General features: G+C 48.6%; 11 protein-coding genes and 1 rRNA gene. 1 reads left to right on the forward strand and 11 read right to left on the reverse strand.

Going from position 1 to position 14,548, the window contains the following annotated elements:
• The 3 genes from NE536_RS19230 to NE536_RS19240 form a co-directional block, all read right to left on the reverse strand.
• Positions 1-88: ribosomal RNA gene (locus NE536_RS19230) — 16S ribosomal RNA — on the reverse strand; the annotation flags it as partial.
• 766 nt (positions 89-854) lie between these two features.
• On the reverse strand, positions 855-3,581 hold the full coding sequence (secA, locus tag NE536_RS19235) for a preprotein translocase subunit SecA (RefSeq protein ID WP_261273716.1): 2,727 nt from the start codon (positions 3,579-3,581) through the stop codon (positions 855-857).
• 60 nt (positions 3,582-3,641) lie between these two features.
• Positions 3,642-4,541 carry a M23 family metallopeptidase gene (locus NE536_RS19240; RefSeq protein ID WP_006079901.1) on the reverse strand — a complete coding sequence of 300 codons (900 nt, stop codon included), beginning with the start codon at positions 4,539-4,541 and terminating at the stop codon, positions 3,642-3,644.
• A gap of 27 nt (positions 4,542-4,568) precedes the next feature.
• On the opposite strand from NE536_RS19240, the gene NE536_RS19245 reads away from it, so the two are divergent.
• Positions 4,569-5,015, forward strand: coding sequence for a DUF721 domain-containing protein (locus NE536_RS19245; RefSeq protein WP_261273701.1), 447 nt, complete (start codon positions 4,569-4,571; stop codon positions 5,013-5,015).
• 12 nt (positions 5,016-5,027) lie between these two features.
• On the opposite strand, the gene lpxC is transcribed toward NE536_RS19245, so the two are convergent.
• The 8 genes from lpxC to murD all read right to left on the reverse strand — a co-directional run bounded on the left by lpxC (position 5,028) and on the right by murD (position 14,544).
• Complete coding sequence (gene lpxC, locus NE536_RS19250; protein ID WP_011845621.1) at positions 5,028-5,948, reverse strand: UDP-3-O-acyl-N-acetylglucosamine deacetylase; 921 nt, start codon at positions 5,946-5,948, stop codon at positions 5,028-5,030.
• Between the two features lie 180 nt (positions 5,949-6,128).
• Positions 6,129-7,316 (reverse strand): cell division protein FtsZ, encoded by a 1,188-nt coding sequence (ftsZ, locus tag NE536_RS19255; RefSeq protein ID WP_006079898.1) that lies wholly within the window; start codon positions 7,314-7,316, stop codon positions 6,129-6,131.
• A 33-nt stretch (positions 7,317-7,349) separates the two neighbouring features.
• A complete protein-coding gene (gene ftsA / locus NE536_RS19260) occupies positions 7,350-8,585 on the reverse strand; it encodes a cell division protein FtsA (RefSeq protein WP_006079897.1) in 1,236 nt (411 codons plus the stop codon).
• The gene (locus NE536_RS19265) at positions 8,566-9,315 is read right to left on the reverse strand and encodes a cell division protein FtsQ/DivIB (protein ID WP_198555559.1); all 750 of its coding nucleotides are present in this window, start codon (positions 9,313-9,315) and stop codon (positions 8,566-8,568) included. The genes ftsA and NE536_RS19265 overlap by 20 nt, the downstream gene beginning before the upstream one ends.
• Positions 9,316-9,466: 151 nt before the next feature.
• Positions 9,467-10,933 (reverse strand): UDP-N-acetylmuramate--L-alanine ligase, encoded by a 1,467-nt coding sequence (gene murC / locus NE536_RS19270; protein ID WP_006079895.1) that lies wholly within the window; start codon positions 10,931-10,933, stop codon positions 9,467-9,469.
• A 2-nt stretch (positions 10,934-10,935) separates the two neighbouring features.
• A complete protein-coding gene (gene murG / locus NE536_RS19275; RefSeq protein ID WP_261273717.1) occupies positions 10,936-12,024 on the reverse strand; it encodes an undecaprenyldiphospho-muramoylpentapeptide beta-N-acetylglucosaminyltransferase in 1,089 nt (362 codons plus the stop codon).
• Positions 12,024-13,235: a cell division protein FtsW gene (gene ftsW, locus NE536_RS19280; RefSeq protein ID WP_261273702.1), complete on the reverse strand. Its 1,212-nt coding sequence runs from the start codon at positions 13,233-13,235 to the stop codon at positions 12,024-12,026. Before ftsW ends, murG begins: the two co-directional genes overlap by 1 nt.
• Entirely contained in the window at positions 13,225-14,544 is a 1,320-nt protein-coding gene (gene murD / locus NE536_RS19285; protein ID WP_259523109.1) for a UDP-N-acetylmuramoyl-L-alanine--D-glutamate ligase, read from the reverse strand. Before murD ends, ftsW begins: the two co-directional genes overlap by 11 nt.
• Between the last annotated feature and the right edge of the window lie 4 nt (positions 14,545-14,548).

Below are 14,548 nucleotides of genomic sequence, written 5' to 3' on the forward strand. Positions count from 1 at the left end.
AGTAAACTCCCTTGTGCTGCCGCTCGACTTGCATGTGTTAGGCCTGCCGCCAGCGTTCAATCTGAGCCATGATCAAACTCTTCAATTAAAGTTTTGTTGTTTGACTTGCGTCAAACGGCTCAACGAATTCTGTTCGACTTCTATTTATCCGAAAATAAGTAGTAAGTCTTTGTACATATTGCTATGAACACTCATCACTCTCGTGAAAGAATTGGTTGATTTAAATTTTTGACTGCCAACCCTAAGGTTAAGCAGTTTCGATTAACTCAACACCTGTGAGTGTCCACACAGATTTGCTTGATAAATTGTTAAAGAGCGTTGACCACACACTGAGTTTTCTGCGGGTCAGGGCTGCGTATTCTACGCATTCCCGTTAATGCGTCAAGTAGTTTTTTCAACTTTCTCAACACTCATCGTTTAGCTCGCTAACCGATGAACTGCTTGGCTTTCTTTGCTTAACTTACGTTACGCTGTCTGCCGTGTCAGTGGATGCGCATTATAGGGAGATTGAGAAAGTCCGCAAGGGCTTTTTTGAGAAAAATGGATCTTTTTTTAATACTTTCAGTTAGTCACACAATACCCCCACTTTATCCTCAGACTTATCCACAAAATGGGTTTTAACGGTTAAATTTGCTACAGCGATGGGTTTGCTTTAATGGCTATCAATGAGAATGAAATGATGTTCAATGGGGAATAACGACGATTAGCGATATAAAGAAGAGTAAGAATGTAATCCGGATGACACGAGAATCAGCGCGAGGCTTATTAAAGAGGAAATAAAAAGGCAACTTAGATAAGTTGCCTTTAGTGTGCGTTCTATTCTACTTATTCAGTAGGCTTAATCTGTCAGCAGATTAACTTAACTTGCCGTGACATTGTTTGTACTTGCGACCTGAGCCACAAGGACAAGGATCATTACGACCCACTTTCTCACCATCACGGATCATCGGTGCTTGCGCAGTGACAGCTTCATGCTCATCACCACCGCCAACAAGCGACTCTGCCGCTGCGTGTTGATAGTCGCGCTGGATCTTGGCATCTTCTTCACGACGACGCGCTTCCATTTCTTCCACATCTGACTGAGCTTGAACTTGTACTTTCGACAGCACACTGATGACGTCATGTTTCAAGGTGTTCAACAGTTGTTGGAATAACTCAAACGACTCACGCTTATATTCTTGCTTTGGATTTTTCTGTGCGTAACCACGTAAGTGGATACCTTGACGCAGATGGTCCATCGCCGCTAAGTGTTCTTTCCACAGACCATCGAGCGTTTGTAGCATAACGGCTTTCTCGAACTGGCGTAGCACTTGCGCGCCAACCATTTCTTCTTTCGCCTTATATGCATCGCCCCAAGCAGTGATAATACGCTCACGTAGACTCTCTTCATGCAGATCGTCTTCTTTATCTAACCATTCCTGGATAGGTAGTTTGAGCATAAACTCTTGGTGTAGACGTTGCTCTAAACCTGGGATATCCCACAGCTCTTCTACTGATTGCGGTGGAATATACTGATCGATTACCGCGCCAATCACATCGTCTTGAATGTTTTGGATAGTATCTTCAATGCTTTCCGCATCCATCAACTCGTTGCGCTGGGCGTAAACCACTTGGCGCTGATCGTTAGCTACGTCATCAAATTCGAGTAATTGCTTACGGATATCGAAGTTACGGGCTTCAACTTTACGTTGAGCGTTTTCGATTGCGCGAGACACCCATGGATGTTCGATCGCTTCACCTTCTTCCATGCCCAGCTTTTTCATCATGCCAGAGACACGATCCGAGGCGAAGATACGCATTAAGCTATCTTCCATCGACAGGTAGAAGCGTGATGAACCTGCGTCACCTTGACGACCCGCACGACCACGTAACTGGTTGTCGATACGGCGTGATTCGTGACGTTCAGTACCTAGGATGTGTAAACCACCTGCGGCAACGACTTCATCATGACGAACTTGCCAGTCGGCTTTGATCTTAGCTTTTTGATCAGCAGTTGGATTATCGAGCGCATCGATTTCCATGTTCCAGTTACCGCCAAGCACGATATCGGTACCACGACCTGCCATGTTAGTAGCAATAGTCACAGCGCCAGTACGACCTGCTTGGGCGACGATTTCAGCTTCTTTCTCATGGAATTTCGCGTTCAAAACTTGATGTGGGATTTTTTCCTGCACCATTAAGCGCGCTAGCAGTTCAGACTGTTCGATTGAGACCGTACCCACCAACACTGGCTGACCACGTTCGCGGCAATCTTTAATGTCTTTGATGATAGCTTGATATTTTTCATCGGCGGTCAGGTAAACCAAATCCGCCATATCCTTACGCACCATTGGGCGGTTAGTCGGCACAACAACTGTGTCTAATCCATAGATGTGTTGGAATTCGAACGCTTCAGTGTCGGCAGTACCTGTCATACCTGCCAGCTTCTCGTATTGACGGAAGTAGTTCTGGAAAGTGATCGAAGCCAATGTTTGGTTTTCGTTTTGAATGTGCACGCCTTCTTTGGCTTCGACAGCTTGATGTAAGCCTTCTGACCAACGACGACCTGGCATAGTACGACCCGTGTGTTCATCGACTATGATGACTTCGTTGTCTTGTACTATGTAATCCACATCACGCTCAAACAGCGTGTGCGCACGGAGCGCCGCGTTAACATGATGTAACAGAGAAATATTTGCAGCAGAATAGAGTGAGTCACCTTCGGCTAACATGCCGCGCTCGATCAGCAGGTTCTCTACTTTTTCTTGACCACGTTCGGTGAAATGCACTTGTTTGGCTTTTTCATCGATGCTGTAGTCACCCTCACCCACATACTCTTCAGAGTCTTCTTTATCCTGACGGATAAGATTTGGGATAAGCAGGTTGATCTTGATGTAAAGCTCAGAGCTGTCTTCAGCGGCACCAGAGATAATCAGCGGTGTACGTGCTTCGTCGATTAAGATTGAATCCACTTCATCGATTAGGGCGTAATGCAACGGACGTTGTACCCGTTCTTGCGGCGAAAACGCCATGTTATCGCGCAAATAATCGAAACCAAACTCGTTGTTGGTACCGTAAGTGATATCGGCGTTGTAGGCATCTTTCTTTGCCTGCTGACCGAGACCTGCCACGTTGATGCCGACGGTTAAACCGAGGAACTCAAACAGTGGGCGGTTATTCTCGGCATCACGACGTGCTAAGTAATCGTTCACGGTAATCACGTGAACACCTTTGCCCGTCAATGCGTTTAAGTAAGCGGGCAAGGTTGCCGTTAAGGTTTTACCTTCACCCGTACGCATCTCAGCAATACGGTTACTGTCGAGCACCATACCACCGAGTAACTGTACGTCGAAGTGGCGCATGTCAAATACACGCTTAGACGCTTCACGTACTGTCGCAAACGCTTCAGCCATGATGCTATCTAATGAAGCGCCGGCAGCTAAACGCTCACGGAACTCAGCGGTTTTCGCTTTTAAAGCTTCATCGGTTAATTTTTCATAATCAGCTTCTAGTGCGTTAATGCTAATAACGATCTTTTGAAGCCCTTTAAGGGTGCGGTCGTTGCGACTACCAAATACTTTTGTCAGTAATTTACCAAACATCTGAATCACTTATTCTCTGTAGGCCAAGTCCATGATGGAAACTAGAAGCCAATGTTTCAATTAACTTGCTTTGCGGTAGACAAACTTTTGTGGATCTATCTGCTGTCCGCCGCGCAACACTTCATAATGCACATGAGCCCCAGTTGAGCGCCCAGTGCTTCCCATACTGGCGATTGCATCGCCTTTTGCGACCACATCACCTACAGTCACTGACAAAGCTTTATTATGGCCATAACGCGTATGTAAACCGTTACCATGGTCTATTTCGACCAACTCGCCATAACCGAACATGTTCCCAGCCCAAGTTACTACGCCTGCAGCAGTCGCAACAACTTTGGCCCCTTCTCGGCCGGTAAAATCAATCCCCTTATGCACAGTCCTGCGACCGTTGAAAGGGTCATTACGTAATCCGTAGGGCGACGATAACCAACCTTTATCGAGTGGGATCCCTGATATATAACGTTCATCATCTATATGGTGGTTAGATGACACTGTTTCAAGTAGTGAAAGCTGAACATTATTATTGTCAATTCGTGATGCCAACTTATCCATATCGTCGATAAGCTGTCCGAGCTCGATGTTAGTGCCTAATTCGCTCAAACCACCCACACCAACTTCGGATGAGAAATCAAAATCTTCATCCAATTTATTCTGCTGGGCGACCTGTTGACCTAAGGCTTCGAGACGGGTGATCTTGGCTTGCATACGTGCAACATGAGTCACTAGCATAGCCAGTTGAGACTCTGTAGCACTTTTTAGCTCTAAGACTTGTTTCTTTTGTTGTTCGCGTACGAGACGATCGTTATCGACACTGGCTTGCTGATCTTGAAATCGAGCTGAGTTGTGTTGATAAATACCGGACCCAGTGGCCAACAATAGTATTGGAAGTAGCAACCAGCGTTTACTGGGCTGCCAGCGTGTGACGCCATTCCGACCTTGAATAAATACTGTTACACTCATAGCCTAATTCAGCCATCTTATTATCATATGAAAAAGCCCCCTCAAGATCTCAGCCAATTACTGCATCAATCGGGCAAATTACCCGACCTTGCTGAGAAAGCGGAACTACTTATGTATCTGAATCATCATGTGAAGCAGATTATCGCAGGTCCTGTTGCGGAGCAGCTAAAAGTCGCTAATTTCCGCCAGGGTGTTCTTGTGGTTGAAACCACTTCGGCGGCCTGGGCTGCACGAATTAATTTCCAAAAGCCGAAGCTACTAGCGCAGCTTCAAGCAGAAACGCTCCCAATCCTTACCGCAATCGAAGTTAAAGTCAACCCGAGATTAGCAATGTATGACGCAAAGCCTAAACAGGGACACAAAGAATTAAGCCCTGCGGCAGCGGAGCATATTGCGGCATTAGCGGAAAATATTGGCGGTTCACTGGGCGAAAAACTAAAACGGCTGGCCTCATTGGCCAGCCGTAGTAAATAATCTCACCGCTTTTTAAGCAAATACAGCGCCACCTGGCACGGTAAAGCTAACGGGAACATCGGCTTCTTTTTCAAAGCTGACCAACTCCCACGCATCCTGTTGCGCCAATAAAGCACGCACCAATTGATTGTTCAACGCATGACCGGTTTTATACGCAGTAAACTCACCTAAAATAGCGTGTCCTGCCACGTATAGATCACCAAACGCATCTAGAATTTTGTGCTTAACAAATTCGTCCTCATAACGCAGGCCGTCGGGATTAAGGACGCGATATTCATCAAGTACAACAGCGTTTTCCATGCTGCCGCCCAACGCTAGGTTGTTGGCTCGCAGATATTCGATATCACGCATAAACCCAAAAGTACGGGCGCGGCTGATATCTTTCACGAAAGCAGACGTTGAAAAGTCCATCACCACATGCTGTTGGCTACGAGCGATTTCTGGGTGCGCGAAGTCAATTTTAAAATTGACTCTAAAACCTTTAAAGGGTTTCAGCTCGGCCCATTTGTCGCCATCTTCAACACGCACAGGGCGCTTAATCTTTAAGTATTTCTTAGGTGCGGCCTGCTCTTTAATACCCGCAGACTGCAATAAGAAGACGAACGGGCTCGCACTGCCATCCATAATAGGAATTTCAGGCGCGTCCACTTCGATTACGGCGTTATCTATGCCTAAACCCGCAAGTGCTGCAAATAAATGCTCAATGGTCGAGATACGAATACCTTCGTCATTGACAAGTGCCGTACACATAGTGGTTTCACGAACTTGCTCCGCCTTCGCTGGAATAGCGACAGCAGGACTCAAGTCGGTGCGCACGAGTACGATCCCTGAATTAACGGGCGCGGGCATTATGCTCAAAGTGACCTTGTTGCCAGAATGCAATCCGACACCAGTAGTTTTCACCATTTTCTGAACAGTTCTTTGAAATATCATTCAGTTACCCGTTTAAATGCCAATTATAAAGCCTAATATTTGTACACTCAGCGTCGGCAAATTGGCCGCACTGGTTCAACATAATAACATAACTTTATTATGTCACACAAATGCAGCTATGCTGTGGTATTGCCCAAAACGAACAACACCTCACATATACGCTGGACTCAAACGCTATCGCTAGTCGGCTTGCTTACGCAAAAATGCTGGAATATCAAGATAATCCAACTCATGCTTTGTCGATGGTGCAGGCTGTGGAGCTGGCTGTGGTGCCGCTGGCAATACGTTGCCTTTTGGCGCAGCGTAGTTCACATGTACCGCTTCTTCGACATAGGCTTCGACTTTTGGTTCCACAACCACTGGCTCTGGACGAGGCGCAGGCTTAGACACCAATTGAATATCTGGACGCTTTTCAGCACCGATACCTGTAGCAACAACCGTTACACGCAGCTCATCACTCATTTCTGGGTCGATGACAGCACCAACAACCACAGTCGCGTTGTCAGAGGCATAAGCCTTAACGTGATTACCCACGGTTTCGAATTCTTCGATACTCATGTCCATACCCGCAGTGATGTTAACTAACACACCACGCGCACCGGCTAAGTCGATGTCTTCTAATAATGGGCTGGCAACAGCAGCTTCAGCCGCTTCTTCAGCACGGTCTTCACCACGAGCGACGCCTGTACCCATCATGGCATTACCCATTTCAGACATCACAGTCTTCACGTCGGCGAAGTCGACGTTAATTAGACCTGGACGAGTGATAAGCTCGGCAATACCTTGTACCGCGCCAAGTAACACGTTATTCGCTGCGGCGAACGCATCGAGTAAAGAAGTACCACGGCCCAATACTTTTAATAATTTTTCATTTGGAATCGTGATTAACGAATCCACGTGCTTAGCCAGCTCAGCAATACCTTGCTCAGCATAAGCCATACGCTTTTTCCCTTCGAATGGGAAAGGCTTAGTCACAACCGCAACGGTCAGAATACCTTCTTCGCGAGCGATTTGAGCGACAACTGGTGCAGCACCTGTACCTGTACCACCGCCCATACCGGCAGCGATAAAGATCATGTCAGAGCCTTTGATTGCTGCGCGAATGTTTTCGCGGTCTTCTTCAGCTGCTGCACGACCCACGTCTGGGTTTGCCCCAGCTCCGAGACCTTTAGTGACATCGCGTCCTAATTGAATCGTTGAGCCTGCACCTGATTTTCTCAGGGCCTGAGCGTCTGTATTGGTAACGATAAACTCAACACCTTCAATGTTGTGTTTGACCATATGTTCGACAGCGTTACCGCCACCGCCGCCAACGCCGATGACTTTAATCACCGCGTCGTCTGAGTGAGTATCCATGATCTCAAACATTGTCTGATCTCCGTGTTGCCTGCGTTATGAAAATTAAAATTCGCCCTTAAACCAGCTTTGGACCCGATTCCAAGCGCTAGTTACCCCTTGGCGCTCAGGACGTTCGAACTGACGTTCGATCACCCGTCGTGCACCGTAATGAAGCAGTCCGACTCCAGTGGAGTAAATAGACTGGTCCACGTATTCATATAAACCTTTGATCGGTAGCGGTGATGCTACGCGAACTGGCATGCCGAATGTCGCTTCTGCGATATCGACCACACCTTGAATCGACGCTGTGCCACCAGTGAGCACAATACCTGCGGCGATTTGATCTTCTAAGCCACTGTCTTTCAGCTCTTTGAGCACTAACTCAAACAGCTCTTGGTATCTTGGTTCTACTACTTCGGCGAGCGTGTGACGTGACATGCTCCGCGATGGACGTCCACCTACCGATGGCACTTCGATACTGTCTTCGCGGCTCACCATCGAGCTGCGCGCACAGGCGAATTGCACTTTAATTTGTTCAGCATGTGACGACGGCGTGCGAAAAATCTTCGCAATGTCGTTGGTCACTTGGTTGCCCGCAACTGGCACAACCGCGCAATGACGCAAGGCACCGTTGGTATAGACCGCGATATCCGTAGTGCCACCGCCGATATCGACGATACACACACCTAAATCTTTCTCATCGAAGGTCAGCACTGCATCGGCCGAAGCAATCCCAGAGAACACTAAGTCATCGACCTTAAGGCCACAACGCTCAACGCTCTTAGTGATGTTCTTCGCCATATCATTGGCGCAAGTCACTATATGTACCTTGGCTTCCATCCGCATGCCGGACATACCGATAGGGCTGCGGATGCCGTCTTGCACGTCGATCGCATATTCCTGCGGCAGCACATGTAAGATGCGACGTTCGGTCGGGATCTTCACCGAGCGAGCCGTGTGGATCACGTTATCGACGTCTTCCTGTGTCACTTCTTCATCGTTGATCGATACCATGCCGTTTTCGTTTTGGCAGGCGATGTGTTTACCAGAGATACTCAGGTAAACCGATGACACTTGGCAATCCGCCATTAATTCCGCTTGATCGAGCGCACGTTGCACACTGCGAACTATCGAATCTAAATCATTCACGCCACCTTTATCCATGCCTCTTGAGGGATGGTTGCCAAGGCCGACTATGCTGATTTCGCCATCGGGCAGAACTTCGCCTATGATCACTGCGACCTTAGAGGTTCCTATATCCAATCCGACGATAAGGTTTCTATCTTGGTTTTTGATCATTAATTATCGGCTCTCTTGTTTGTGCATCGCCCCAGCCTACGGCCAACCCTGTGTCGTAGCGCAAATCTACTCTGGCGACGGATTTATCTTGTTTCGCCAAAACCGGATAAACAGTTATAAATCGCTGTATCCGTGCAATTTTATCTTCGCGACCTAAATCTAAAACGATGCCGTTTCCTAAGGTCGCGTGCCACGCATGTCGTGGCGTCAAATTCAAACTGGCTAAGGTAAAGCCATTAATCTTTAACAGTGAGTTGATCTGTGCATACACAGTCAGCACCTCAAGACCCATATCGTCTGGCCCTGATAACTGCGGTAAATGCTCCAGCTCTGGGTGCGATGGCGCTTCAAACACTTCGCCATGCACGTTCAACCAAGCGTCACCATTCCAATGGGCTGCTGGTTGCTGCTCCTGCAAATATACCCTGAGTTTCGCAGGCCACTCGCGTCTTACCGACGCGCGATACACCCAAGGTAAGGCTTCTAACGCCTGTTGCACTAAGGTGATATCAGCACTAAAAAAACTCCGCTGCATTAAATCCTGTAGTGCCACTTGTATATCTTTATCTGTGGTGTAAGCCCGCTCACCTTTGATGGCAACGGCCTCAATCGGCAAGGTGCTGGCATCGTTTAAAAATTTATGTAGCTGGTATCCACCAAATACAAAACTGGCCACGATGAAGAATAAAAAGCCAGCCCCGCTCCACAGATACCAATTAACCCGTGACATTCTTGCCCGCCAGTGCCGCCTCTTATCACTCCAAGACACGCTTCATTCCACCTTTAACGACACTCATTAAAAACCACAGAAAACCGGCCATTATATAGACCAAAATCCTTTGGTCAAAATTTCCTTTTCCTCGCAGATCAAGCGCTAAAGATCAGCTTGCTTGCGCAGGTAATTCCGCAACAGCAAAGCCCAATTCTGTTGTCGCTAACAATCGCGACAGGGCGCCAATATTACCCGCACCTTGGGTGAGTAATAAATCCCCCTCCTGCAATACATCGGGCAATACTTCTGCGAGCTGATCAGGACTAGCGATAAAGATCGGATCTAACTGGCCACGCAGACGAATTGAGCGACATAGAGCTCGGCCATCGGCACCTGTGATTGGCGCTTCACCCGCACTATAAACATCGAGCAACAGTAAGCAATCCACTTGGGATAACACTTCAACAAAATCTTCATACAAATCACGGGTACGTGTGTATCTGTGTGGCTGATACGCCATAACCAGACGTTTGTCGGGCCAACCTGCACGGGCAGCTTTAATGGTCGCGGCAACTTCACTGGGGTGATGGCCATAATCATCGACTAACATAACTTCGCCCTTGGGCGTAGCAAACTTGCCCAAATGCTGGAAACGACGACCTATGCCTTGAAACTCCACTAACGCCTGAGTAATGGCACTGTCGTCGATTTCATCTTCGGTCGCGACCGCTATCGCAGCTAACGCATTGAGCACATTATGTTGACCCGGTAAATTCAGCACCAGATCGAGATCCGCTTTGCCTTTACGTCTCACAGTGAAACGACACTGATGCCCTTGCTGACTGAAATTCAGCGCTTGCACGTCCGCATCGTCACTAAAACCATAGGTCACGAGTTGACGACCAATCCGCGGCATGATTTCGCGCACCACAGCATCGTCGATACACACAACTGCGACACCGTAAAACGGCAAGTTATGTAGGAAATCCACGAAGGTCGATTTCAATTTTTCGAAATCACCGCCATAGGTATCCATATGATCGGCTTCAATATTAGTTACCACACTGACCATAGGCTGCAAATGCAGGAAGCTCGCATCACTCTCATCGGCTTCGGCAATCAAGTAACGGCTGGTGCCTAATCTGGCGTTGGTACCGGCGCTATTGAGCAAGCCACCAATCACGAAGGTTGGATCCCGCCCCGCTTGACCGTACACGCTGGCGATAAGGCTCGTTGTCGTGGTTTTACCATGGGTGCCCGCAATTGCCACACCATGACGGTAGCGCATCAACTCGGCTAGCATTTCGGCGCGGCGCACAATAGGAATACGTAATTCTTTAGCAGCAAGGATTTCTGGGTTTTCCAGATTAATCGCCGTGGAGACCACGACCACATCCACTTGCTGCACGTTTTCGGCGGCATGACCAATTTGGATCTTGGCACCGAGCAAACACAATCTGTCGGTCACGGCATTTTGCGCGATATCCGAACCACTCACCTGATAGCCTTCGTTCACTAACACTTCGGCGATCCCGCCCATGCCCGCGCCGCCAATGCCGACGAAGTGAATACGCTTAATACGGCGCATTTCTGGGATCATGCTTCTCAGTTGTGCATATCTTTCTGTCTTAGTCATGCTTATCCTTTCTCAGCAAGGCTGATGCACACTGCGGCAACTTGTTCAGTCGCATCCAGTACGGCAACGTCTCTCGCTCTTTGGCCCATACGGGCTAATTCTGTTCTGTCATTGGCAAGCAGTTGTAATTTGCCCGCCAGTTTATTCACGTCCAAGATGGCCTGTGGCAATAGGAAAGCTGCGCCAGCCTCAACCAATACTTGACCGTTACGGGTTTGGTGATCATCCACCGCATGGGGATAAGGCACCAGAATACTCGGTAGCCCCACCGCCGCTAACTCAGACACCGTCAGCGCACCGGCGCGGCACAATACCACATCAGCCCAGCGATAAGCGGCTTCCATGTCGTCGATAAACTCGGCGATATTCACGCCGCCATCTTGCCCATGTTGCTGATAAGCCGCCTTCACGCCCGCAAGATTATCTTTACCCACTTGATGCCAAACCGTAACGGACTGTTGCTGACTCAGTATCGCAACCGCTTCAGGCATAAGATCGTTAAAGACTTTGGCGCCAAGGCTGCCACCGACAACTAATACTTTTAAGGCTTCATCAGCCTCTGGCTTTGGTTCTGCGCCTAAGGCAATCAATTCTTGGCGAATCGGATTACCAACAACCTTGGCCTTCACTGTGGTAAAGGTATTTTTAAAGGCACATAACACTTGCGTCGCAATCCGCGACAACAACTTGTTCGTCATCCCTGGGATGGCATTTTGCTCATGCAGAACCAATGGAATACCGGCTAATCTTGCCGCCACACCACCTGGGCCACTGGCGAATCCGCCCATGCCAAGCACGACATCGGGTTTAAACTCAGCAATCACGGTCTTAGCCTGCAATATTGAGCGCACCACTTTAAAGGGCGCCGCGAGCTTACGTATCAAACCATTGCCGCGCACACCTTTGATATCGATGAAATCAATATCAAATCCATACTGGGGCACTAAACGCGCCTCCATACGATCGGCCGTGCCTAACCAACGCACTTGCCAACCCTGTTGAGCTAAATGCTTAGCCACTGCCAGCGCCGGGAACACATGTCCTCCCGTACCACCCGCCATGACTAAAATACGTTTTCCTGCTGGGGTCATCACTTCAATCTCCCTTGCACGGCCTGAACTAATGTCATGCGCCGCTCGTAATCAATGCGCAGCAACATCATGGCTGCTGCCGTCATGACCCATAAACTACTGCCGCCATAGCTGATAAAAGGTAATGTCAGCCCTTTGGTCGGTAACATGCCGATACTTGCGCCGACATTAACCACAGTCTGAAAACAAATCCAAATACCGATGGCATAGCCTAAATAACCTTCGAATGGCTTATCCATGGCTAGACATAAATTACCTAAACGAATCGATCTCAGCGCCACAAATAGCAGCACGGATAACACGGCGATAATGCCGATAAAACCTAATTCCTCGCCGATCACGGCAAAGATAAAGTCAGTGTGCGCTTCGGGCAGATATTCTAATTTTTGAATACTGTTGCCCAGCCCTTGGCCAAACCAATCACCACGGCCATAGGCCATCAAAGATTGCGTCAACTGGTAACCGCTACCGAAGGGATCTTGCCAAGGATCCATAAACGATGTCACCCGGCGCATACGGTAAGGTTCTAACAACACCAAAGCCACAAACGCCAACACGCCAGCAAAAATCAGGGCGAAGAAGTCGAGCAAACGTGCACCCGCTAAAAACAGCAGGCCAACGGTACCGACGAACAACACCACAACCGTCCCTAAGTCGGGCTGCATCAAAATCAGCACAGCATAAATGGCAAATACCGCAATCGGTTTATAGAAACCCTTAGCATTCTCGCGCACTTCCTGATGACGACGCACTAAATAGCCCGCCATGTAGATGGCAAAGGCAAACTTAGCGACTTCCGCCACTTGGATGCGTATTGGGCCTATCGATAACCAACGCGTCGCACCGTTTACCGTAGTACCGACCACTAAAACCGCCAGCAACATCAAGCCCACAACCAATAGCAACATGGGGCTCCAGCGCTGCCAAGTTTGCATTTCAACTCTTAATACAAATGCCGCAATGGCTAAGCAACCCACTAAATAACCCACATGGCGAGTCATAAAATAAAACGGGTTACCCGTGAGCGTTTGCGCTTCTGGCATTGAGGCCGACATCACCATCACAAAGCCAAAGCCAATCAAAGACAACACAGCCGCGAGCAAAGCGCGGTCGTACAATTGCACGCCCGGCACTTCGGTATCACGTTGCCAATTGGGCATTGCTGAACGCAAACGCCCAAATAGGCTGAGTTGTCTTACATCACTCGCCATTGAGTTGCTCCACAAGGTTTCTAAAATCGTCACCTCGAGCCATAAAGTTACTGTACATATCTAAACTGGCACAGGCTGGCGACAATAAAACGATATCGCCAGAGGTCGCCAATTCAGCGGCTTTAGCCACCGCAGCCGCCATCGTCTCGACTCTGACCGCGCCGTCTTTTAAAGCGGCAATCTTTTTGCCATCACGACCTAAGGTAATGAGGTGTGTAACTTTCGCTAACGCCACGCCTAAAGGTTTAAAATCAGCACCTTTACCGTCACCGCCAGCAATCAAAATAATATCGCCTAAGTGATCACTCAAACCATCGAGCGCGGCAACGGTGGCGCCGACGTTCGTCGCTTTCGAGTCATTGACATAGGTCACGCCATTCTTAATCCCAACCACTTCACAGCGATGGGATAAGCCGGTAAAGCTACGCGCCACTTTTGCCATAATCTGTTTATCAATACCGACAACATCCACAAGCGCCATTGCTGCGAGTAAGTTGGCATGGTTATGGCTACCAATCAGGGAGACTTCAGTGATCGGCATGATTTCGCTGCTGCCGTGATAAATCTTGCTGTCGCTGATACCCCATTCGTCCGCTTCTGGCGCAGCTAAACCAAAACTGTTTTGATTCATTGGCTCTGGCGGTACGGTCAGTTTATCGTCGCGATTAAACAGCACGGCGCGGCTTTGTTTGTATAAACGTAATTTAGCTTCGCGGTAGGCAGCGATATCGCTGTATCTGTCCATGTGGTCTTCGCTGATATTCAAACAGGTCGCCACCACACACTTAAGGCTATGGGTGGTTTCCAATTGAAAGCTCGACAACTCAAGCACAAATAAGTCGGCATTTTCATGCAGTAAATCCAGCGCAGGCACACCGATATTGCCACCAACGGCAACGGCAATACCCGCTTCCCTTGCCATTTCGCCTACAAGCGTAGTGACAGTTGATTTACCGTTAGAGCCAGTAATACCGATAACGCAAGGTTTACGGTCAGCAATCTCACGAGCAAATAGCTCCACATCGCCAATCACTTCGATGCCCATATCCACAGCGGCACGCACCTCTGGGGTATAAGTGGCAATGCCGGGACTGATAATGATCTGCGTCGCTTGCACGAGATAACGGCAATCGAATCCGCCAGAAATCAGCTTCACATCAGGAAAAGACGTCGCTAATGTTTCGGCGCCCGGAGGCTGCCGACGACTGTCCATGACCAATGGCGTAATGCCCTTTCCACACAAATAGCGTACGACGGACAAACCCGTTGCCCCTAAACCTAACACTATGTGTGAATACTGATTTTGCATAACC

Source organism: Shewanella septentrionalis (assembly GCF_025370265.1).
GTDB classification, from domain to species: Bacteria; Pseudomonadota; Gammaproteobacteria; order Enterobacterales; family Shewanellaceae; genus Shewanella; species Shewanella hafniensis.

What these genes read in the sequence shown, in the direction of transcription:
- secA (WP_261273716.1), bottom strand. Translation starts at nt 3,581, where the DNA reads ATGTTTGGTAAATTACTGACAAAAGTATTTGGTAGTCGCAACGACCGC.
- NE536_RS19240 (WP_006079901.1), bottom strand. Translation starts at nt 4,541, where the DNA reads ATGAGTGTAACAGTATTTATTCAAGGTCGGAATGGCGTCACACGCTGG.
- NE536_RS19245 (WP_261273701.1), top strand. Translation starts at nt 4,569, where the DNA reads ATGAAAAAGCCCCCTCAAGATCTCAGCCAATTACTGCATCAATCGGGC.
- lpxC (WP_011845621.1), bottom strand. Translation starts at nt 5,948, where the DNA reads ATGATATTTCAAAGAACTGTTCAGAAAATGGTGAAAACTACTGGTGTC.
- ftsZ (WP_006079898.1), bottom strand. Translation starts at nt 7,316, where the DNA reads ATGTTTGAGATCATGGATACTCACTCAGACGACGCGGTGATTAAAGTC.
- ftsA (WP_006079897.1), bottom strand. Translation starts at nt 8,585, where the DNA reads ATGATCAAAAACCAAGATAGAAACCTTATCGTCGGATTGGATATAGGA.
- NE536_RS19265 (WP_198555559.1), bottom strand. Translation starts at nt 9,315, where the DNA reads ATGTCACGGGTTAATTGGTATCTGTGGAGCGGGGCTGGCTTTTTATTC.
- murC (WP_006079895.1), bottom strand. Translation starts at nt 10,933, where the DNA reads ATGACTAAGACAGAAAGATATGCACAACTGAGAAGCATGATCCCAGAA.
- murG (WP_261273717.1), bottom strand. Translation starts at nt 12,024, where the DNA reads ATGACCCCAGCAGGAAAACGTATTTTAGTCATGGCGGGTGGTACGGGA.
- ftsW (WP_261273702.1), bottom strand. Translation starts at nt 13,235, where the DNA reads ATGGCGAGTGATGTAAGACAACTCAGCCTATTTGGGCGTTTGCGTTCA.
- murD (WP_259523109.1), bottom strand. Translation starts at nt 14,544, where the DNA reads ATGCAAAATCAGTATTCACACATAGTGTTAGGTTTAGGGGCAACGGGT.